The organism is Virgibacillus alimentarius, from assembly GCF_017874635.1.
Classification (GTDB): Bacteria; Bacillota; Bacilli; order Bacillales; family Amphibacillaceae; genus Virgibacillus_B; species Virgibacillus_B alimentarius.
Map to the genome: position 1 here is coordinate 22,250 of NZ_JAGIKX010000005.1, position 22,078 is coordinate 44,327.

The window sequence follows — 22,078 nt, forward strand, 5'->3', positions numbered from 1 at the left end:
CGATACACATGTTAATAGTGTGAACGAAGAATGACAGTTGTAAACATTTTATCCACATGTGTATAACCTTTTTATGATTCGTTATATCCCAGTTATCAACATATGCACAGTTCTTATTACTATTATTACTGTATTATATTAATAAAATATATATAATATACTTCCATATAGGAGGATTAATTCCATGAAATTTATAATTCAACGAGATAAATTAATTGCTAGCGTACAAGATGTAATGAAGGCAATTTCAACAAGAACAGCAATTCCAATATTAACGGGTATGAAAATCGAAGCGAAAGATCATGGAATCAAACTAACCGGCAGTGATTCTGATATTTCTATTGAATCCTATATTCCTGCTGAATCAGATGGAATGGTACATGTAGAAGAAATTGAAGAAGGAAGTATTGTGTTGCAGGCACGCTATTTTCCAGATATTGTTCGAAAATTACCGGAAAAAACAGTAGAAATAGAGGCAGATTCAAATTTAAAGGTAACGATACGTTCAGGAAAAGCAGAGTTTAATTTAAATGGACAAGACGCAGAGGAATATCCACAACTTCCGAAATTGCAAACAGATGATAGTTTTGAATTACAAACAGATCTTTTAAAAAACTTAATTAAACAAACGGTATTTGCAATTTCTACAATGGAAACCCGTCCAATTTTAACTGGAGTTAATCTGAAACTAGAAGGTAAACAGCTCAAATTTACAGCAACAGACAGTCATCGACTCGCGTCAAGAGAAATACCTGTAAAAGAGGCAAATATCGAATTTTCAAGTATTGTCGTACCAGGAAAAAGCTTGAATGAATTGTATAAAATTTTAGATGACACGGATGAACCTATTGAAATTAGTGTTACAAACAATCAAATTCTATTTCGAACAAAACATTTATATTTCCTATCGCGATTGCTTGATGGTACATATCCGGAAACGTCCCGTTTAATACCGGATCAGAGTAAAACGGTGCTCTACGTAAACACAAAAGATTTATTAAATACGATTGATCGAGCTTCCCTGCTTGCCAAGGAAGACCGAAATAATGTCGTCCGATTAACAACAAAAGATGGGCAAACTGTTGAAATAACAAGTAATTCTCCGGAAGTTGGTCGAGCTACGGAAGAGATTTCTGCTAAATCCATTGAGGGAGAAGAATTGAAAATTTCGTTTAGTTCAAAGTATATGCTAGATGCATTAAAAGCGATTGAATATGATGAGGTTAAAATAGAATTTACAGGTGCAATGCGACCATTCATTATTAGGCCAGTGAACAATGATTCCATTTTACAACTGATTCTGCCTGTTCGAACATATTAAAAATAGAAAGCTCTTATCATAAAGGATAAGGGCTTTTCTATTTAGCATATTTTTAGTATTTTTTCTTTCATATATGTACAGAATGATAAAAAAGGTATTTTAAGGCTTATTTTGGCGTTTTTATATATTTAAAGGGGGAATCCTTCCCTAAACACAAAAAGTTTAGTAAAATAGGTATTAGAGCTTTTAAAACCGTAAAAATGAAACCGTAAATCTAAGGTTAACAAAAAATTATAGGTAACAAGTTTTATATCTACATTATACAAATAGAATTTGGTGAATGAAATGTATGAAAAAATAGAAATTTCTACAACTTACATCACATTGGGACAATTTATTAAACTAGCAAATATTCTTGAATCTGGCGGAATGATTAAATCTTTCCTAAAGGATCAAGGTGTGATCGTCAATAAGGAGAGGGAACATCGCCGTGGCAGAAAATTATATCCAAATGATGTGGTAGAAGTAGAAGGTATTGGTTCATTTATAGCTGTAAAAAAAGAAATGTAACGACTTATTTTGCTTTCAAACACTTGCAGGGCGTGTATATTTAGCGCTAAAAAGAGGAATTTAGTATGCACATTCAACAATTAAAACTAAAAAACTATCGTAATTATCAGAAATTGGATATCCCTTTTGATGATAAAGTTAACGTGATTATTGGAGAAAATGCCCAAGGGAAAACCAATTTGATGGAGGCAATCTACCTTTTAGCCTTTACGAAGTCCCACCGTACACCACGTGATAAAGAACTCATTAGCTGGGATGAAGAGTATGCTAAAATAGAAGGAAGGGTTACAAAACGAAAGCAAAGTTTCCCCCTTGATATTATTATTTCAAGAAAAGGCAAAAAAGCAAAATTAAATCATATTGAACAAAAGCGATTAAGCCAGTATATTGGTGCGTTAAATGTTGTGATGTTTGCCCCGGAAGATTTGACCTTAGTAAAAGGCCCGCCACATATCCGCAGACGTTTTATTGATATGGAACTTGGACAAATTCAACCTAAGTACGTCTACCATTTAGGACATTATCAAAAGATTTTAAAACAGCGCAATCATCTTCTAAAACAAATGCAACGTAAAGGAAAACAAGATAAAACAATGCTTCAAGTTTTAACGGATCAATTAATTGAACATGCGGCAATTTTATTAGAAAGAAGATTTATGTTTTTAGAATTGTTAAGGAAATGGGCAAAACCAATTCATTCTGGAATTAGTCGTCAGATGGAAAACTTAGATATTCGATATAACCCTACAATTGGGGTATCAGAAGAGGAAAATAAGGAGAAAATAGAAACAATCTATTCGAATAAATTTAATGAAATACAAGAAAAAGAGATTGATCGCGGAACCACATTAATTGGGCCCCACCGTGATGATCTCGTATTTTATGTTAATGATAAAGATGTCCAAGTCTATGGATCTCAGGGTCAACAGCGAACAACAGCTTTATCTGTAAAACTAGCTGAATTAGACCTTATATATAACGAGGTTGGTGAATATCCTGTTTTGCTGCTTGATGATGTTTTAAGTGAATTGGATAATTATAGGCAATCTCATTTGTTAAATACGATTCAAGGGAAAGTCCAAACCTTTGTATCCACCACGAATGTTGATGGAATTAATCATGAAACATTAAAAAGAGCGGAACTTTTTCGCGTCCGCAATGGAATAATAGATATATAATTCGAGTACAAAAATAGTTTAAGAATCGATCAATCGTTTCCAAGTAAAAAAAAGCTAGATAAACTTGGGGGTATACAATGTTTATTCATTTAGGCAATGCTAACGTGATTCAATCACGAAACATCATTTCAATCGTTGATTATAATATCATTTCATCTTCTGTGATTATGGAGGAAATGGTTGCTGCTTCAAAAAAACAAGACAAAATTATGGGAGAAGAAACGGATGCAAAATCAGTAGTGATCACAAAGGATATTATTTATTTTAGTACATTGTCCGTTCCAACCCTACAAAAACGGGCAAGTATGATTTCTACAATTAGTAAGCTTGAGGATTATTCGGAAGAACTGGAATAAAAGTTTTTTAGTTTTAAGTATATGAAATGTGGGTGAGATAATGTCTATGAACGAAAAAGTAACAAATGAACAAGCATATGATGCGGAGCAAATACAGATTCTTGAAGGTTTAGAAGCTGTTAGGAAACGCCCTAGTATGTATATTGGATCAACGAGTGAAAAGGGACTTCACCATCTTGTTTGGGAAATTATTGATAACAGTATTGACGAAGCGTTGGCAGGGTACTGTGATCATATACAGGTAATTGTCGAAAAAGACAATAGTATTACTGTTAAAGATAATGGCCGGGGAATTCCGGTTGATACGCATGAGAAAACAGGAAAATCTGCACTGGAAGTTATTATGACTGTCCTCCACGCAGGCGGAAAGTTTGGTGGTGGCGGCTATAAAGTATCTGGTGGTTTGCATGGTGTAGGTGCATCCGTAGTAAACGCATTATCCAGTAACTTAGAAGTATATGTGCATCGTGATGAAAAAGTTTATTATCTAGGGTTTGAAAAGGGAGTATCTCAAGAAGACATTAAAGTAATTGGCGAGACGGATATTACAGGAACAATTATTCATTTTAAACCTGATCCGACTATTTTCACAGAAACTACTGTATTTGATTTTGAGACGTTAGCGCAACGTCTTCGTGAATTGGCATTTTTAAATAAGGGAATTTCCATTTCACTAGAAGATAAGCGAAATGATGAAGAGCCTGTTACTTATCATTATGAAGGTGGAATTATCTCTTATGTTGAATATCTTAACCGAACCAAAGATGCTTTACACGAGCCATTTTATTCTGAAGGTGAAGATCAGCAAATAGCAGTAGAAGTATCTATACAATACAATGATGGATATGCTAGCAATCTTTATTCCTTTGCAAATAATATTCATACGTATGAGGGTGGAACGCATGAATCTGGATTTAGGACTGGACTGACCCGTGTCATCAATGATTATGCTCGAAAAAATAATTTATTTAAGGAAGATGATCCGAATTTATCCGGAGATGATGTTCGGGAAGGGATGACTGCTATTGTTTCTATTAAACATCCAGACCCGCAATTTGAAGGGCAAACAAAGACAAAACTCGGAAACAGTGAAGTTCGCACGGTGACAGATTCTGTATTTAGTGAAGCATTTTCAAAGTTTCTTTACGAAAACCCTTCGATCGGAAAAACAATTGTTGAAAAGGGACTTATGGCTTCTCGTGCTCGTATGGCTGCAAAGAAAGCTCGAGAATTAACTAGAAGAAAAAGTGCCCTGGAAGTTTCCAATTTACCGGGTAAACTAGCAGATTGTTCTTCAAAAGACGCAGAAATAAGTGAATTATATATTGTTGAGGGGGATTCTGCTGGGGGTTCTGCAAAACAGGGACGAGATCGCCATTTCCAAGCTATCTTGCCTCTTCGCGGTAAGATTTTAAATGTGGAAAAGGCCCGTTTGGACCGCATTTTATCGAATAACGAAGTACGAATGATGATAACAGCACTAGGTACGGGTATTGGGGAAGACTTTGATATCAGCAAAGCCCGTTATCATAAAATCGTTATTATGACGGATGCAGATGTCGACGGAGCGCATATTCGCACATTATTATTGACGTTTTTCTATCGTTATATGAAACCGTTAATTGAACATGGTTATATTTACATCGCACAACCACCACTTTATAAGGTCCAACAAGGAAAAGCAGCACATTATGCCTATGATGATGCAGAATTAGACCGTATTTTAGAAGAAATTCCTAAATCACCGAAACCAGGTATTCAGCGTTATAAAGGTTTAGGTGAAATGAATGCGACACAGTTATGGGAAACAACCATGGATCCAGAAACTCGAACATTACTTCAAGTTGAGTTAACCGATGCGATGGATGCGGATGAAGTTTTTAATATTTTAATGGGTGATAAAGTGGAACCGCGCCGAAACTTTATTGAAGAAAATGCGCAATATGTTCAAAATTTAGATGTATAAGGGGAATCTACAAAGGGTTTTCCAGTAGGAGGTAATCAAATGGCGGATCAACAACGTCCCAATGTTCAAGAAGTTAATATAAGCAAAGAAATGCGTACATCTTTTCTTGACTATGCAATGAGTGTTATTGTAGCGCGTGCCCTGCCGGATGTCCGTGATGGGTTAAAGCCTGTTCATCGTCGCATATTATATGCAATGAATGATCTCGGGATGCATGCGGATAAAGCTTATAAAAAATCTGCACGAATCGTTGGGGAAGTTATCGGGAAGTACCACCCCCATGGTGATTCAGCAGTTTATGAAGCAATGGTTCGTATGGCTCAAGATTTTAGTTATCGAAATATGCTTGTAGATGGTCATGGTAACTTCGGCTCGGTTGATGGTGATTCAGCAGCAGCAATGCGTTATACAGAGGCACGTATGTCCAAAATATCAATGGAACTATTACGTGATATTAATAAAGACACCATCGATTACCAGGACAATTATGATGGTACAGAGAGGGAGCCTGTCGTCTTTCCAGCAAGGTTTCCAAATTTACTTGTTAATGGCACGTCTGGGATTGCAGTTGGAATGGCCACCAACATCCCACCACATAATTTGGGAGAAACCATTGATGCCGTTTTGGCGATTAGTAAAGATCCGGATATTACGATTGATGAACTAATGGAGAATTATCTGTATGGCCCCGACTTTCCTACAGCTGGGCAAATCCTTGGGAAAAGCGGTATACGCAGAGCCTATGAAACTGGGAAGGGTTCAATCACAATTCGGGCTAAGTCTGATATCGTAGAGCAACCGAATGGGAAATCAATGATTATCGTTACTGAATTACCATATCAAGTCAATAAGGCAAAATTAATTGAAAAAATAGCTGATCATGTTCGTGATAAACGGATAGATGGCATTACTGATTTACGTGATGAATCTGATCGAAACGGGATGCGGATTGTTATCGAATTACGTCGTGATGTTAATGCAAGTGTTGTTTTAAATAATTTGTATAAATACACAGCCCTACAAACAACATTTGGTATTAATATGCTCGCCTTAGTAGAGGGCCAGCCAAGGGTACTATCCATTAAGCAATGTTTAGAGCATTATTTGGAACATCAAAAGGTGATTATCAAGCGACGTACTGCTTTTGAATTACGCAAAGCGGAAGCACGTGCTCATATTTTAGAAGGTTTACGAATTGCACTTGATCATCTGGACGAAGTCATTTCATTGATTCGTAACTCAAAAACCACAGATGTAGCAAGGCAAGGGTTAATAGAACGCTTTAATCTTTCTGAAAAACAAGCACAAGCAATCTTGGATATGCGCTTGCAACGACTAACCGGTTTAGAAAGAGAAAAGATTGAAAATGAATATAATGAATTAATCCAATTAATTGATGAATTAAAGGCTATTTTAGCTGATGAAGAGAAAGTATTAGAAATCATCCGTGAAGAACTCAACGAAATAAAAGAGCGCTATAACGATGATCGCCGCACCGATATTGTGCCTGGTGGTGTAGACTTCTTTGAAGACGAGGATTTAATTCCTGAAGAAAATATCGTCATCACGCTAACACATCAAGGATATATTAAACGCCTGCCATCATCCACCTATCGTACACAAAAGCGTGGAGGCCGTGGTATTCAAGGAATGGGCACTAATGCGGATGATTTTGTGGAACATCTTGTATCAACCTCTACACATGACACTGTTCTTTTCTTTACAAATAAAGGGAAGGTTTATAAGGTGAAAGGCTATGAAATACCTGAGTTCAGTCGAACAGCTAAAGGCATTCCTATCATTAATATGATTCAAATTGAAAGAGATGAGTGGATTAATGCGGTTATTTCAGTAAATGAATTTAGTGAAGATGATTATTTATTCTTTACGACGAAACATGGCATTTCTAAACGGACAACACTATCTCAATTCAAAAATATTCGTAAGGGTGGATTAATTGCTGTAGGTCTTCGTGATGAAGACGAATTAATTTCGGTACGGCTAACAGATGGCACAAAAGATATGATGCTTGCAACGGAAAATGGTTATCTCATCCGTTTCCATGAGAGTCAAATAAGAGCAATGGGCAGGACTGCTGCAGGAGTGAAGGGTATCACTTTGCGTGGTGGAGATGTGGTGGTTTCTATGGAAATTATTGAAGAAGACTCTAAGATTCTCCACATTACCAATAAAGGATATGGAAAACAAACCCCTGAAGAAGAGTACCGTACTACTAATCGTGGTGGAAAAGGTATTTTTACATGTAAATTAACAGATAAAACAGGTGATGTTGTTGCAGTAAAGGCGGTTACTGGAGAAGAAGAATTAATGCTTATTACAGTTGCCGGAGTATTAATTCGCATCCCTGTAACCGATATATCCGAAACCGGCCGCAATACAATGGGAGTGCGTCTCATTCGTCTGCAAAATGATGAAGAAGTGGCGACTGTTGCTAAAGTTGAACATGAAGAAGATGAGCAAAAAGGACAAGAAGAAGCATCGCAATCTGATTCAGAAGTAAACAAGGACGAAGAAAATAGACCAGACGAAGAATAAAAACGTAAAGGATGACTCAGAAGGCCAAACACTTTCTGAAGTCATCTTTTTTGCTATCTACTTGCTAAAAGCTTTACTGGTTATTTGGAAAGATGCATTTGATAAAGCAGTTGTCCAAGTAATAGCGGAATCTTTTCAAATGTGTATGTGAGAAACTGAATGATAAATGGATAGTCTACTTCAGGTTTGGTTGTTAAAAGCTCTCCCCACCATTCTGTTTCATACCGGGATAACATACTCAGATTATATAATAATAAATAATGAATCATTACTTCCGAAATATGGATATCATGTTCTCGGAAGATTGGAAAATGAATGGTATGATCCAAACAATGGAAAAAGAAAGGACCATAAGATTCTGAGATAGGTTTTTCTAATTCGACGGACAGAAATGATGACTCACTTTTAATATGTTCTATATTTGGTAAATACGTCTGTATACGCTGAATAAAGGCTTTTTTTGTTAAATGATAGCTATCTAATAAGGATATAGGAAATTTTAAAATTCTTGAGTCAAGCTTACCTATTATCGTTAATTTTTCGCTATTTTGGAGACGGAATAATGAAGATATTTCGGGAATTAGGGATAATAGATCATACATTTTGATTTTGCCAAAAGGAAACTGGCGTATAGAAAACAGATGTTCAGAAAAATAGGGGAAAAGACCATTATGCTGTAATTTGATTTCATCTTGGATAAATGTATAATCTTTTTTTTTCCTTTTCCTAGTTGAGACACCATGTGCTAGCATAGATGTTGATTCTGGATAATTTGGCCTTTTTGTTAAAAGACAAGCCTTAATAAGATGCGTCATTCCATAAAAATATAGAATAGGCTGCAGCATGGGTTTACTGTCTTTGCCACTTGTGTAAAATTGGTATCCATGCTCCAAGTAATACATAAAAGTATTACAATTTTCATAGCTCTTTGCCTCAGCATTCGATATTTGTCTTTTTTTATAACATTGATGAAGAAAGTGTTGTGCAGTTTGCTGGGATTGTAAATAAATATAAAAGTCTTTTATGCGCTTTTTATTCATCCCATTACCTCTCTTTACTATTTAAAAAATTTAGAATCTATTTACTTTTTATCGATGAAGAATCTGTTATTGAAAAAGCATTTGTGATCACGTATTGTATATTACAATAGACTACTGTATAGTTTCACCAATTTGATTAATTATAATCATAGTTCATATATACGAAACTTAAAAAATAAGGAGGAAAAATGATGCGTGAAGATAAGTTTGCAAAAGAAGGGTTAACATTTGATGATGTTTTATTAATGCCAGCTAAATCAGAAGTTTTACCAAGTGATGTAAATGTGGGAACAACGTTATCAGATCATTTAAAATTAAATGCTCCTTTAATTAGTGCTGGTATGGATACGGTAACAGAAGCATCTATGGCAATTGCAATGGCTCGCCAAGGCGGCTTTGGAGTTGTTCATAAAAACATGTCCATTGAGGATCAGGCAGAGATTGTTGACCGTGTAAAGCGTTCTGAGAGTGGTGTAATTACAAATCCATTTTTCTTAACTCCTGAACATCAAGTGTTTGATGCTGAACATTTAATGGGGAAATTCCGCATTTCCGGAGTACCGATCGTTAACAATATTGAAGACCAAGAATTAGTCGGTATTTTAACGAATCGGGACTTACGCTTTATTCAAGATTATTCCATTACTATCGCAGATGTTATGACTAGTGAAGATCTTGTAACTGCTCCAGTGGGCACAACATTGGAAGAAGCAGAGAATTTAATGCAGAAATTCAAAATTGAAAAATTACCTTTAGTTGATGAAGCAAATATTCTTAAAGGCTTAATTACAATTAAAGATATTGAAAAAGTAATTGAATTCCCAAATGCTGCAAAAGATTCACAAGGGAGATTAATTGTTGGTGCTGCTGTAGGCGTAACGAATGATGCAATGAAACGTATTGAAAAATTGGTTGAAGCAAGTGTCGATGTTATTGTCATTGATACAGCCCATGGACACTCCAAAGGGGTGTTAGAAAAAGTAAAAAGTATTCGCGATGCGTATCCAAATCTCGATATTATTGCTGGAAATGTTGCTACAGCAGAGGCGACAAGGGACTTAATTGAGGCTGGCGCATCAATTGTTAAGGTCGGTATTGGACCTGGTTCTATTTGTACAACCCGTGTTGTAGCAGGAATAGGAGTTCCACAAATAACAGCAGTAAATGACTGTGCAAAAGCAGCTTCGGAATATGGTGTTCCTGTCATTGCAGATGGAGGAATCAAGTATTCTGGTGATATTGTAAAAGCATTAGCAGCGGGCGCTCACGCGGTTATGCTTGGAAGTATGTTTGCGGGCGTTACAGAAAGCCCCGGTGAAATGGAAATATATCAAGGAAGACAATATAAAGTGTATCGTGGCATGGGATCAGTAGGAGCAATGAAGGCGGGCTCTAAAGATCGCTATTTCCAAGATTCTTCACAGTCGAACAAATTAGTTCCTGAGGGAATTGAGGGAAGAGTCGCTTATAAAGGTCCGCTGGCAGAAACATTTCATCAGCTAATCGGAGGACTTCGCGCTGGTATGGGGTATACTGGTTCAGAAACAATTGATGCCCTCCGAAATGAATCTCAATTTATTAAAATTACCAATGCGGGACTAAGAGAGAACCATCCGCATGACGTTCAAATAACCAAAGAAGCACCGAATTATTCCGTTCAATAGACGCTTTAATAAGCATAAAAAATTCCTAAATAATAATATAGATAGGGACACTTCCCTATCTATTTTTTTACTTTTTATTATGGTAAAATAACAAAGGTGTGTCTCGTTCGTTCTAAAAATAAAAATGTTAAAGGTGAAAAGTGGAGGTAGAGAAAGTTGAAACACAACATAGGAAAGGGTTTGTCATTTTTACTCATAACTTTTGTAATGACAGCATTGTTTTCAGCACAACCAAATGCTGTACAAGCTAAAGAATTAAATCTTAATGCAGAATCAGCTATATTAGTTGATGCTGAAACAGGGAAGGTTTTATATGCAAAAAATCCAGACATCGAACTTCCACCTGCTAGTATGACCAAGATGATGACAGAATATCTTGTTTGGGAAGCTATTGAAAAAGGGGAAATAGATTGGGAGACAACAACGCAAATCAGTGACTATGCATATAGTATATCTGCAGATGAATCATTTTCAGGAGTAGGTTTGAAACAAGATAAGGATTACACTGTACGTCAGTTATATGAGGCAATGGCGATTAATTCCGATAATGCAACAACCATTGCACTTGCTGAACTTATTGCTGGTTCAGAAGGTGAATTTGTAAAATTAATGAATAAAAAAGCTGGAGAAATGGGACTGCCAGAGTATAAATTTGTAAATTCCAGCGGCTTAGATAATAAATCACTAGGTGATAATCATCCGGAAGGGACAGAACCGGATGAGGTGAACTTAATGTCCGCCCGTTCTGCCGCCATATTAGCCTATAATTTAGTAAATGATTATCCAGAGGCACTTGAAATATCAAAAATTCCAGAAACTGAATTTGATGGTCAAACCATTCGCAATTGGAACTACATGCTTCCACATGATGCGTCCTATCTGAAACAATTTGCTTATGAAGGGGTAACAGGTTTAAAAACAGGTTTTACAGACCTTGCCGGCTATTGCTTTACTGGAACAGTTACGCGTGATGGAAAGCAGCTAATTTCTGTCGTGATGAAAACAGAAAGCGAAAAAGAACGCTTTAAGGAAACTGCAAAACTATTTGATTATGGATTTAAACATTTTACAATGAAAGAGTTATTCCCTAAAAACTATCAATTGAAAGGTAAATCAACGCTTCCAGTAATAAAAGGAAAAGATGAAAATATAGATATTGCGCTTAAAGATGCGATTCAGGCCCCAGTGAAAAAAGGGGACGAGAAAAAATATAGTGTCAAATACCATTTTGATAAAAAGAAATTAAATAAAGATGGGGAATTAACTGCGCCCATTAAAAAGGGAGAAAAGATAGGGACTGCTGAACTTGTGTATGATGGTGATGATGACTACGGTTACCTTTTCGATAAAAAAGATAAACAAACGGTTGATGTAATCGCTACAGAAGAAGTGGAGAAAAAGAATTGGTTTATGCTAGCGTTAGGAGCAATTGGCTCTTTCTTCGCAAATTTATTTTCTACTATTGTTGATACTGTTAAAGGCTGGTTCTAAATGGTATTATATAAATAATCGCTTTTAAATTTTAAATTGTGAGAATACAGGGGGAAATCAAATGACAAATGCTAGCGTAGAAATACCTAAAAATGGCGTTATTATGGATGTTGTTAACGCTGAGCAAGCTAAAATTGCTGAGGAAGCTGGAGCAGTAGCAGTTATGGCCTTAGAGCGAGTGCCATCAGATATTCGCGCAGCTGGTGGAGTAGCCCGCATGGCTGATCCTACGATTACGGAGGAAGTGATGAATGCTGTTTCTATTCCAGTTATGGCTAAAGGCCGCATTGGACACATTGTCGAAGCGCGTGTGATGGAAGCCATGGGTGTCGATTATATTGATGAAAGTGAAGTGTTAACACCAGCTGATGAGGTATTCCATCTTAAAAAATCAGACTATACGGTTCCATTTGTATGTGGATGCCGTAATTTAGGCGAAGCAGCGCGCCGCCTTGGTGAAGGTGCTTCCATGCTTCGTACAAAAGGTGAGCCTGGTACAGGGAATATTGTCGAAGCGGTACGTCACTTGCGAGAAGTTAATTCAGAAATTCGCCAGCTTGTAGCAATGTCTGAAGATGAAGTCATGACCTATGCTAAAAATATTGGAGCACCTTATGAACTTTTAATGGCTATTCGTAAAGAAGGACGTTTACCTGTAAATAATTTTGCAGCAGGTGGTGTTGCAACCCCTTCTGATGCGGCATTAATGATGGAGCTGGGTGCTGACGGCGTGTTTGTAGGTTCAGGTATTTTTAAATCCGATAATCCTAAGAAATTTGCAGGAGCAATCGTTCAGGCGACAGCAAATTACAAAGATTATAAATTAATTGGCGAGCTTTCTAAAGATCTAGGTACTGCTATGAAAGGGATTGAAATGAGTACATTAGAAGCAGGAGAGCGTATGCAGGATCGAAGTGAATAAAAGCAAAGCATAAGGTTAATAATGATCATATGTACTTGCATCTTACTTATTTATTCGCTATGATATATCATAATTCTTATACAATGTTTAACAGTAGCGATAGGAATTAGTAATAGCATTAACTTCTATAGAGAGTCGATGGTTGGTGAAAATCGGTGTAGTGTGCTATGAATCCATCCTTGAACTGGTTTATTGATAGATTATTTATGTAGATAAACCCGGTTAAGTACCGTTAATAACTGTGAGCCGGAAGGGTTATCCTCTTCAACAAGGGTGGCAACGCGGGAAATACACTCTCGTCCCTACTTTTTTAGGGCGGGAGTTTTTTATTTTTATTGAGCTAGGATCTTTCATATAAGGAGGAAATAACTATGTTGGATATGAAATTTTTGCGCAATCATTTACAAGAAGTAAAGGATAAACTGAAACATCGTGGAGAAGACCTGTCGGAACTTGAGAAATTTGCTGAACTTGATGAAAAGCGGCGCACATTAATCAAAGAAACAGAGACATTAAAAGCAAAGCGTAATGAAGTTTCAAAACAAATTTCTGTATTAAAAAAGGAAAAAAAAGACGCAGATACAGCAATTAAAGATATGCGTGAAGTAGGAGATCAAATTTCCAATTATGACAAAGAACTAAAGGAAACTGAAGACAAATTAGCTAATATTATGTATGCTATTCCGAATATACCACATGAAAGTGTACCAATTGGAGAAGATGATGAGGATAATGTGGAAGTACGAAAATGGGGAGATGTACCAGAGTTTACGCATGAAGTAAAGCCACATTGGGATATTGCTAAGAATCTAGATATACTGGATTTTGAAAGAGCCGCAAAAGTTACCGGAAGCCGTTTTGTTTTCTATAAAGGAATCGGAGCAAGACTTGAACGAGCACTTTTTAATTTCATGATTGATCTGCATGCTGATGAGCACGGCTATGAGGAAATGCTACCACCATATATGGTAAATCGTGCAAGTTTAACAGGTACTGGACAACTGCCAAAATTTGAAGAGGATGCTTTTCGTGTTGCTGATTGGGATTACTTTATGATACCAACTTCTGAAGTACCTGTAACGAATTATTATCGTGATGAAATCATGGAGGAACTGCCAAAAAAATATGTTGCATTTAGTGCAAATTTCCGGTCTGAGGCAGGTTCTGCCGGAAGAGATACTCGAGGTCTTATTCGCCAGCATCAATTCAATAAAGTTGAACTTGTTCATTTTTCAAAACCAGAGGAATCATATGAAACATTAGAGACATTGACGGAAAATGCGGAGAAAGTGTTACAATTATTAAATCTGCCTTATCGCGTTATGAGCATGTGTACGGGTGATTTAGGATTTACAGCAGCAAAGAAGTATGACATTGAAGTATGGATTCCAAGTCAAGAAACATACCGCGAAATATCCTCTTGCTCTAATTTTGAGGATTTCCAGGCAAGACGTGCCGGAATCCGGTTTCGAAGGGAAGCAAACGGAAAGCCCGAGTTTGTTCACACACTAAATGGATCAGGTGTAGCTGTTGGACGTACAGTTGCAGCTATCTTAGAAAATTTTCAGCAGGAAGATGGCTCAGTCGTTATCCCAGAAGTTTTGCGTCCTTATATGGGTGGAAGAGAAGTTATAAAGTAAATTTTATCTCATTTTGGCTGAAGTAGGGCAGGCTCATTATCGTTCTCCCTATTTCTTGCCAAAAAATATTTAATTTTTGTTGACAACCTTTTAAAGGCATGATATTATATATCTTGTCGATTTGATCAAGGAGGAATACCCAAGTCTGGCTGAAGGGGTCGGTCTTGAAAACCGAAAGGGGTGTCAAAGCCCGCGGGGGTTCGAATCCCTCTTCCTCCTCCATTTAAATAAGCGCATAAAATTTGGAGATACATAAAACTGTTACAATTGTAGCGGTTTTATTTTTTTAAACCACATATTTACTTCAAACTTGACAATTAAGGCAAGGAAGCATATAGTATAAAAAATTGAATGTAAAATAAAAAGACAGTGAACAGGCCAGTAAATACATGTTGTATCAAAAGAGAGTGGGATTCATTGGCTGAGAGATCCTATGGACATAGACATGATTGAACCTACCTGGGAGTCGTTACCTAATACTTAACCGCAATGTTATTGCGTTATCAACTATAAAGTGGGTAGAAGACATACCAAACAAGGTGGTACCACGGAAAACTCATTCCGTCCTTATAGATAGGATAGAATGAGTTTTTTAGATTCAATTATTAAAAGGGGGAGTACATATTGTTTAATAAAGTAGCATTTATCGGTGCAGGATCGATGGCAGAAGCAATTATATCAGGAATTATTACAACATCTTTTCTAAAAAAAGAACAAATTTTTGTCATGAATAAAAATAATAAGGAACGATTAGAAAATCTTTCGGAACGCTATGAAATACATTGTGATTTTAACAAGAAGCAGTTAGTAGCAGGAGCAGATCTAATTATATTATCGATGAAACCACATGATGCTCAAGAAGCTATCGATTCTATGAAAGACTATATCCAGGAAGATCAATTAATTATTTCCATTCTAGCTGGTGTATCAACTGATTATATTGCAAAACTTATCGGGAAGGAGATTCCTATTATTCGGGCTATGCCTAATACATCAGCTTCCATTGGGTTATCAGCTACTGCTGTTACAAAGGGAGAAAATGCTTCAGAGGAACATCTTCAAAAAGCAGTATCGCTATTTAATACGATTGGTACAACGTCTATTGTAAAAGAGGAAGAAATGCATACAGTGACAGGTATTTCTGGAAGCGGACCTGCCTATTTTTATTATGTAGTAGAGGCAATGCAGAAAGCTGCAAGTGAAGCAGGGCTTGATCAACTTGTGGCATCGGAATTAATTACGCAGACAATCGTTGGGGCCGGAGAAATGTTAAAGCAATCAGGAGAAACTGCATCAACATTAAGAGAAAAAATAACAAGCCCTAATGGAACGACACAGGCGGCTATTGAAACGCTGGATGAATATAATGTCGAAAAAGCAATGATGGACTGTGTGAAAAATGCCAAAGAGCGTTCCATTGAATTAGGAAAGTTAATGTAAAAAAACCTGTTGCATAAGGATATAACACCTTTTATATAAAGGAATGTGGCGTTTTATCCTTGTGCAGCAGCTTTATTTAAGGGTGGTTTTTCCCGGTAGTTTCTTCCATTTCGGATAAAAGAGCCTAGTCCTTCCTTTTCAATATAGATATAATTTTGTATAATAGATCATGTTGTTTTAAATTTATATGCCCCCGTAGCTCAGGGGATAGAGCAATGGTTTCCTAAACCATGTGTCGCAGGTTCGAATCCTGCCGGGGGCGTCCCTCTAAATCTAACCATAGCAAGGGTTGCGGCATTTTGCACCCCTTGTTATTTTTGTGTAAAAACATAAACTAGTCACCGATTGGTCATATTGACTTTTAAATGGAATGTTTGTTCTCACTTCTTTGGAACACTTCATCCAATTTAGAAGCTGCCTTTTCTTGTATATTCGGAACATATGGGAATAGGTATCCAATGTCATTTGAATAGTCGAATGTCCTAGTCTTTCTTGCACAATTTTCGGATGCACCTTCTTCGTTTTCATTTAGTTCCTTTTCCTATACACAAAAAGTTCCCAAATCATAAACCCTAAGAGTTATAGTTACGTACGTAATAATATAGGACTGTATGTGCTTATCCCCCTATTGTATAGTAAATATATTTTGATCCTTTTTTGTATACAGCGTACCCATATTGTTTTTTCTCTGTATTTATATTTGATTCCAATTAATGATAAAGAGCAACACAAATAAGTGGTTGCTCTTTTCTATATGAAACGTACTCCCTATTCTATTTTCTTTTCCAGAAACGTTGCTTGGCGATTGCGGATACGAATTCATCCTTGAAATTCGGATTATTAGCAGCAAAAATGACACCAGCTAAGTTGTTTTTCTCTGATGACTGAATAAAAGACTGCCCAGTTGAAGCAATACCGATTGGTTTATAGTGTTTATATGCATTTTGTACAAAATGCATCATTTCTTGATTAAATTTTGCCTGATTCTTAGAACTGCCGCCAACGACATAGAGTGAATCAAGCAAATAAGGACTTGAAGTAAGAAATGTTTCATCGACTTTAAGCTTGGTACCATCAGTACCTGTGATTGTACCAAGCGTTTCACTTACAATTACAACAATAACGCCACATTGTTGTAAAAAGGTAATCGTATTTGTTACCTCATTACCGTTAAAACCATTGCCAATCAGTACACCTACTTTTTGCGTATATGCATAATGCGGTGTATTTGCCTGGCTTAGAGAAGGGTAACTTGTAGAAACAGGAACATGGGATCCACTTGGGCGATCGACACCAATATTATTAGCAATGATGCAGGCCATTTCCTTATCTACGTTGACTAACAAATTGACATTTTGTTGGCGTACAGATTCGCTTTTTACTTTTCCAAGTTGATAGCTAAAGGCTTCCATGGTGTGCTGCTTTTCAACAGGTGTCATACTATTCCAGAAAATTCTTGGTTGCGTAGAGTAATCCTTGAACGATTCGCTTCGGTTACGTGTGACGTGTCCTTCCACTTTTTTTGGATAATGAGCGTAGCCACCTTTTTCTGGGGGAGTTGTGTATGGCGTGTTATTTGCTAGCGAATTTTCATGATAATTTACATGATCAACATCGATTCGATATCTCATATAGCCTTGTCGTTGATTATTATGAAACGGACAGATCGGTTGATTGATCGGTAAATCCTGAAAATTACCGCTACCAAGTCGATGGTATTGTGCACTTTGATAAGCAATTAACCTTCCCTGCAGGACGGGATCATTAGAAAAATCAATTCCCGGAACGACATTTGCAGGGTTAAATGCTACTTGTTCTAATTCCGCAAAGGCATTATCAACGTTTCTATTTAATGTCATCTTACCGATAAGGTGAACAGGGACAACTTCTTCGGGCCAAAACTTCGAAGGATCGAGAACATCAAAGTCGTATTTGAATTCATCCTCCATTGGAATCAGTTGGACACCTAATTCATATTCAGGATAAGCCCCGCGGTCAATCGCCCCTTTTAGATCCCGCCGGTGGAAGTCCGGATCGATTCCTCCGATTTTCTGTGCTTCATCCTGAAGAAGGGAATGGACTCCGAGGACAGGCTTCCAAACAAACCTTACAAAGGTTGGTACCTCTTGTTCGTTGACAAATAGGTACGTATTAATCGACCATGATTCCATCATTCGATAACTACTTATAATGCCCCGATCAGACATAATCCATTGCACCATGTGAAGCGCTTCCGGGTTATTGGCTACATAATCCCAAAAATTGTCATGTGCCCCAGAAGCTGTTGGCATATCAGTACGTGGCTCAGATTGATAGGCATGCATAGCATCCGGAAATTTCATCGCATCAATATTAATTAATACAGGCATAGCAATCGTTGTCAGATCGTAATTTCCTTCTTCTGTATAAAACTTAGTACCCCAGCAACGTAAATCCCTTGCCGTATCCTTAGACCCTCTGTCCCCTTGGACGGTAGAAAAACGGACAAATACAGGAGTCTTTTTACCAGGTTCCTGCAAAAATCCAGCTTTTGTAAACTGTTTCATAGAATCATAACATACAAATTCACCATGTGCCCCGTAACCTCTTGCATGAACAACTCTTGGTGGTATCCTTTCACGGACGAAATGAGTCATTTTTTCAAAAAAGTGCCAGTCTTGGCGTAGTGAAGGACCGCGTTCACCAGCTTTTAATTGGTCTTGATCGTCTGAAATTTTTCTCCCTTGATTTGTTGTCATTGGCTTCCCAGTGTTTTTAACGCGATACTGATCTAATCGCTCATTTTTAACATTTTTATCAACAGGCTTTTGGTTTCTTGATGTCTTCTCATCCATGTAATCACCTATCCTCTAATCAGTTATTTAACTCCACCTATAATGTATGTTTCTTGTCTTTTGGATATTCAACCTTGGGTGGTATTAAGTAATAGAAATTGTTTAATGATATAATCCAGTATATTGTTTCTATTTTTCCATTTCTCTTTTTTGCAAGGGACTTTGTTAAATTCTCGTAAATTTCTTAAGACTCATCTAGTTATTTTTCTCTAAATAGTATTTAATAAAGAGGTGAGGTTAATATTAACAATTGTTATCGTTGCCACCGTTTTTTATTTCATTTAAGATAGACGTCTTCCTCAAAAAACTGCCCCACCTTTCCCTATTTGGATTAGAAAGGATGTTGATGTTGAAAAACAGCAATGTTGTTGAGCTGAAAATTTTATATACAAGTGATATTCATGGTCATATTATGCCCATTCATTATGGAACAAATGAACAAGCGGCTAGCGGATTATCTAGATATGCAACTGCTGTAAAGCAAATTCGGAGCAAGACTGATAACGTTATCGTGCTTGATAATGGAGATCTTATTCAAGGGACACCACTAATGACACATTTTGTAAAGCAGTACGCTAATGAAATAAATCCATTGATTCAAGCGATGAACATGATTAACATTGATGCTGGCGTTATCGGAAATCATGAATTTAATTTCGGCAAACAAATACTACAATCAGCTATTAACCAGTCAAATTATCCTTGGATTGCTGCTAATGTTATTGATACTAAAATAAACAAACCAAAATATGGCCCTCCTTATGTGATAAAAAGATTAAAAAACGGCATAAAAGTCGCCATTATAGGCGTAACTACACATTACATCCCCAATTGGGAATCGCCGGATCATATAGCAGGCATTCACTTTTCGGATGCATTTACTACTTTAAAGTCATGGGTTACCTATGTACGGGAAAATGAGCACCCTGATTTGGTTGTCGCTGCTTATCATGGTGGATTCGAGCGTGATATTGAAACAGGCGAAGCAACAGAAGTTTTGACAGGTGAAAATCAAGGCTATGCAATGTGTCAGATCGAAGGAATAGATGTGTTGCTTACCGGCCATCAGCACCGGCAATTAACTGAAACTGTCAATAATGTTTTAGTTGTGCAGCCAGGAAGTAATGGGACTGCTTACGGAGAAGTGGGAATCATGTTTGGAAAAAGTGGGGATGGTTGGAAAATCAGGCAAAAAAAAGCCTTTATTCAATCCTTACACAACATTCCACCTGATCCTGATATTTTAAAAACAACAGCTGACATAGAGAAATCGACGCAGCAATGGCTTGATCAGCCAGTTGGCTATATAAAAGGCGATATGACAATTGATGATCCTTTCTTTGCCAGGTTGACGAAACATCCATTTATAGAATTTATCCAAAATGTACAAATAGAGGCAAGTGGGGCTGATATATCTGTTACTTCATTGTTTGATAACAACTCCAAAGGATTTCCTTCTACTGTTACAGTGAGAGATATTGTATCTAATTATATTTATCCGAATACACTCGTTGTCTTAAAATTAAAAGGTCAAGATATCAAAGCGGCATTGGAAAAAAGTGCAGCCTATTTTACACTTGATGATCAAGATGCAATTATTGTTAACCCTGCCTATGAGCATCCAAAGCCGCAGCATTATAATTATGATATGTGGGAAGGGATCACCTATACCATTAACGTAGCCAGACCTGTTGGAGACAGAATTAAAACATTAAACTATCGCGGCAAGCCGATATTGGAACATGAACACTTTAACGTGGTTTTAAATAACTATAGAGCAAGCGGCGGTGGAGATTATGATATGTTTCAATATAAGCCCATCGTAAAAGAAATTCAAAAGGAAGCTGCTGCGTTAATAAGGGAATATTTTGAGAAATATACAACTGTAGAAGCAACGAAAACAGAGAACTTCAAAGTTATTGTAAATAAAGGAAACCCAAGCTAATCGGCTTGGGTTTTCTCATTTAAAGGCAGAAATGATCATTCTCTTAATAGAGAATGTGGCAAAATTCCTCTGATTGTTTATTACATAAATTACCAATTTTACATAAAATTAACACTACATTCATACTGAGTAAACAAACCTTTTGTATACTCAAACATGAAATAAAAATATAAAAAGGAAGGGATCGTGTTAAGCAAATTTTAGTTGAGCTTCCTACGATTGTGCATTAGCTAGATTATATTAACAATATAAATTTAAATAAAACAAATTGGGGGCAAAAGCATGAAAAAATTAGCATCTTTAGGATTCATATTATTACTTTCATTAGGTATTCTATCGGCATGCGGGGGCGAAGATGAAGCAGCTAAAGCAGAAAAAGGCGAAGAAAAACTTGAAGAATTATCTGTTCAATTCGTTCCTTCACAAAATGCGGATACATTAGAAGCAAAAGCTAAACCTTTAGAAGAATTACTAAGTAATGAATTGGACATTCCTGTTAAAGTTAGCGTATCAACTGATTATAACACGATAATCGAGGCGATGGATTCAGAGCAGGTTGATGTTGGCTTCTTGCCTCCGACTGCATATGTACTTGCTAAAGAGCAAAGTGCAGCAGATGTTATTTTACAAGCACAGCGCTACGGTGTAAATGATGATGGTTCAGATACAGATGAACTTGTTGATTCTTATAAATCTATTTTCATTGTCCGAGAAGATTCTGATATTCAATCTGTAGAAGATTTAAAAGGGAAAAAAATTGGCTATCAAAACGTAACATCATCTGCGGGTTTTGTTTGGCCTGCTGCTACTTTAATGGATGTAGGCATTCATCCATTAAATGATGTTGAGTCCGTAACACTAAAAGGTCATGACCAAGCAGTTATTTCTCTTCTAAATGGTGATATTGATGCAGCAGTTACATTTCAGGATGCACGTAATATCGTAAAAGAGGATTATGAAAATGTATTTGATGAAACAAGAATTATTAAGTTTACGGAAGATATTCCAAATGACACGGTAACCATTCGTCCAGAAATTAATGATGAGACGAAAGAGAAAATAAAGGATGCGTTTATTGCAATTGGAAAAGATGAAGAAGGCCGTAAAATCATCCAAGATATCTATTCTCACGAAGGATATGTGGAGTCAAAAGACAGTAACTTTGACATTGTTAGAGAATATGAAGAGAAGGTAAGCGAAGAAATAGAGCAATAA

The 22,078-nt window shown here is 36.7% G+C and carries 15 protein-coding genes, 2 tRNA genes and 1 other annotated feature; of the genes, 15 read left to right on the top strand and 2 right to left on the bottom strand.

Translation table 11 applies throughout. The features are described 5' to 3' along the window. The first annotated feature begins 184 nt into the window (after positions 1–184). From dnaN to gyrA, 6 genes are all read left to right on the top strand, one after another. On the top strand, positions 185–1,321 hold the full coding sequence (dnaN, locus tag J2Z81_RS05050) for a DNA polymerase III subunit beta (protein ID WP_029269142.1): 1,137 nt from the start codon (positions 185–187) through the stop codon (positions 1,319–1,321). Between the two features lie 285 nt (positions 1,322–1,606). Then, positions 1,607–1,831 carry a S4 domain-containing protein YaaA gene (gene yaaA, locus J2Z81_RS05055; RefSeq protein ID WP_029269144.1) on the top strand — a complete coding sequence of 75 codons (225 nt, stop codon included), beginning with the start codon at positions 1,607–1,609 and terminating at the stop codon, positions 1,829–1,831. A gap of 65 nt (positions 1,832–1,896) precedes the next feature. Further along, the gene (recF, locus tag J2Z81_RS05060) at positions 1,897–3,009 is read left to right on the top strand and encodes a DNA replication/repair protein RecF (RefSeq protein ID WP_029269146.1); all 1,113 of its coding nucleotides are present in this window, start codon (positions 1,897–1,899) and stop codon (positions 3,007–3,009) included. Positions 3,010–3,086: 77 nt separating this feature from the next. Further along, entirely contained in the window at positions 3,087–3,365 is a 279-nt protein-coding gene (remB, locus tag J2Z81_RS05065; protein ID WP_029269148.1) for an extracellular matrix regulator RemB, read from the top strand. Between the two features lie 40 nt (positions 3,366–3,405). Next, entirely contained in the window at positions 3,406–5,331 is a 1,926-nt protein-coding gene (gene gyrB, locus J2Z81_RS05070) for a DNA topoisomerase (ATP-hydrolyzing) subunit B (RefSeq protein ID WP_038221157.1), read from the top strand. 39 nt (positions 5,332–5,370) lie between these two features. Next, on the top strand, positions 5,371–7,887 hold the full coding sequence (gene gyrA / locus J2Z81_RS05075) for a DNA gyrase subunit A (protein ID WP_226370853.1): 2,517 nt from the start codon (positions 5,371–5,373) through the stop codon (positions 7,885–7,887). A gap of 80 nt (positions 7,888–7,967) precedes the next feature. Here the strand turns inward: gyrA and J2Z81_RS05080 are convergent, their stop codons facing one another. Further along, the gene (locus tag J2Z81_RS05080) at positions 7,968–8,927 is read right to left on the bottom strand and encodes a YaaC family protein (protein ID WP_226370854.1); all 960 of its coding nucleotides are present in this window, start codon (positions 8,925–8,927) and stop codon (positions 7,968–7,970) included. A 191-nt stretch (positions 8,928–9,118) separates the two neighbouring features. Between J2Z81_RS05080 and guaB the strand changes: the two genes are divergently transcribed. From guaB to J2Z81_RS05115, 7 genes are all read left to right on the top strand, one after another. Further along, a complete protein-coding gene (gene guaB / locus J2Z81_RS05085) occupies positions 9,119–10,591 on the top strand; it encodes an IMP dehydrogenase (RefSeq protein WP_029269156.1) in 1,473 nt (490 codons plus the stop codon). A 156-nt stretch (positions 10,592–10,747) separates the two neighbouring features. Next, positions 10,748–12,082 (top strand): serine hydrolase, encoded by a 1,335-nt coding sequence (locus J2Z81_RS05090; RefSeq protein WP_029269157.1) that lies wholly within the window; start codon positions 10,748–10,750, stop codon positions 12,080–12,082. Positions 12,083–12,143: 61 nt separating this feature from the next. Continuing rightward, a complete protein-coding gene (pdxS, locus tag J2Z81_RS05095; RefSeq protein ID WP_226370855.1) occupies positions 12,144–13,004 on the top strand; it encodes a pyridoxal 5'-phosphate synthase lyase subunit PdxS in 861 nt (286 codons plus the stop codon). An 87-nt stretch (positions 13,005–13,091) separates the two neighbouring features. Then, positions 13,092–13,311: a binding site (T-box leader), on the top strand. Between the two features lie 64 nt (positions 13,312–13,375). Then, complete coding sequence (gene serS, locus J2Z81_RS05100) at positions 13,376–14,644, top strand: serine--tRNA ligase (protein WP_029269162.1); 1,269 nt, start codon at positions 13,376–13,378, stop codon at positions 14,642–14,644. Positions 14,645–14,773: 129 nt separating this feature from the next. Beyond that, a tRNA-Ser gene (locus J2Z81_RS05105) sits at positions 14,774–14,866 on the top strand. A gap of 399 nt (positions 14,867–15,265) precedes the next feature. Then, positions 15,266–16,084: a pyrroline-5-carboxylate reductase gene (gene proC / locus J2Z81_RS05110; protein WP_029269163.1), complete on the top strand. Its 819-nt coding sequence runs from the start codon at positions 15,266–15,268 to the stop codon at positions 16,082–16,084. 189 nt (positions 16,085–16,273) lie between these two features. Further along, positions 16,274–16,346: transfer RNA gene (locus J2Z81_RS05115), tRNA-Arg, on the top strand. Positions 16,347–16,857: 511 nt separating this feature from the next. Here the strand turns inward: J2Z81_RS05115 and J2Z81_RS05120 are convergent. After that, positions 16,858–18,918: a catalase gene (locus tag J2Z81_RS05120; protein ID WP_226370856.1), complete on the bottom strand. Its 2,061-nt coding sequence runs from the start codon at positions 18,916–18,918 to the stop codon at positions 16,858–16,860. 346 nt (positions 18,919–19,264) lie between these two features. Here J2Z81_RS05120 and J2Z81_RS05125 point away from each other — a divergent pair, with 346 nt between their 5' ends. Both J2Z81_RS05125 and J2Z81_RS05130 read left to right on the top strand, forming a co-directional pair. Next, complete coding sequence (locus J2Z81_RS05125) at positions 19,265–20,863, top strand: bifunctional metallophosphatase/5'-nucleotidase (protein WP_226370857.1); 1,599 nt, start codon at positions 19,265–19,267, stop codon at positions 20,861–20,863. 282 nt (positions 20,864–21,145) lie between these two features. Beyond that, on the top strand, positions 21,146–22,078 hold the full coding sequence (locus tag J2Z81_RS05130; RefSeq protein ID WP_029268718.1) for a phosphate/phosphite/phosphonate ABC transporter substrate-binding protein: 933 nt from the start codon (positions 21,146–21,148) through the stop codon (positions 22,076–22,078).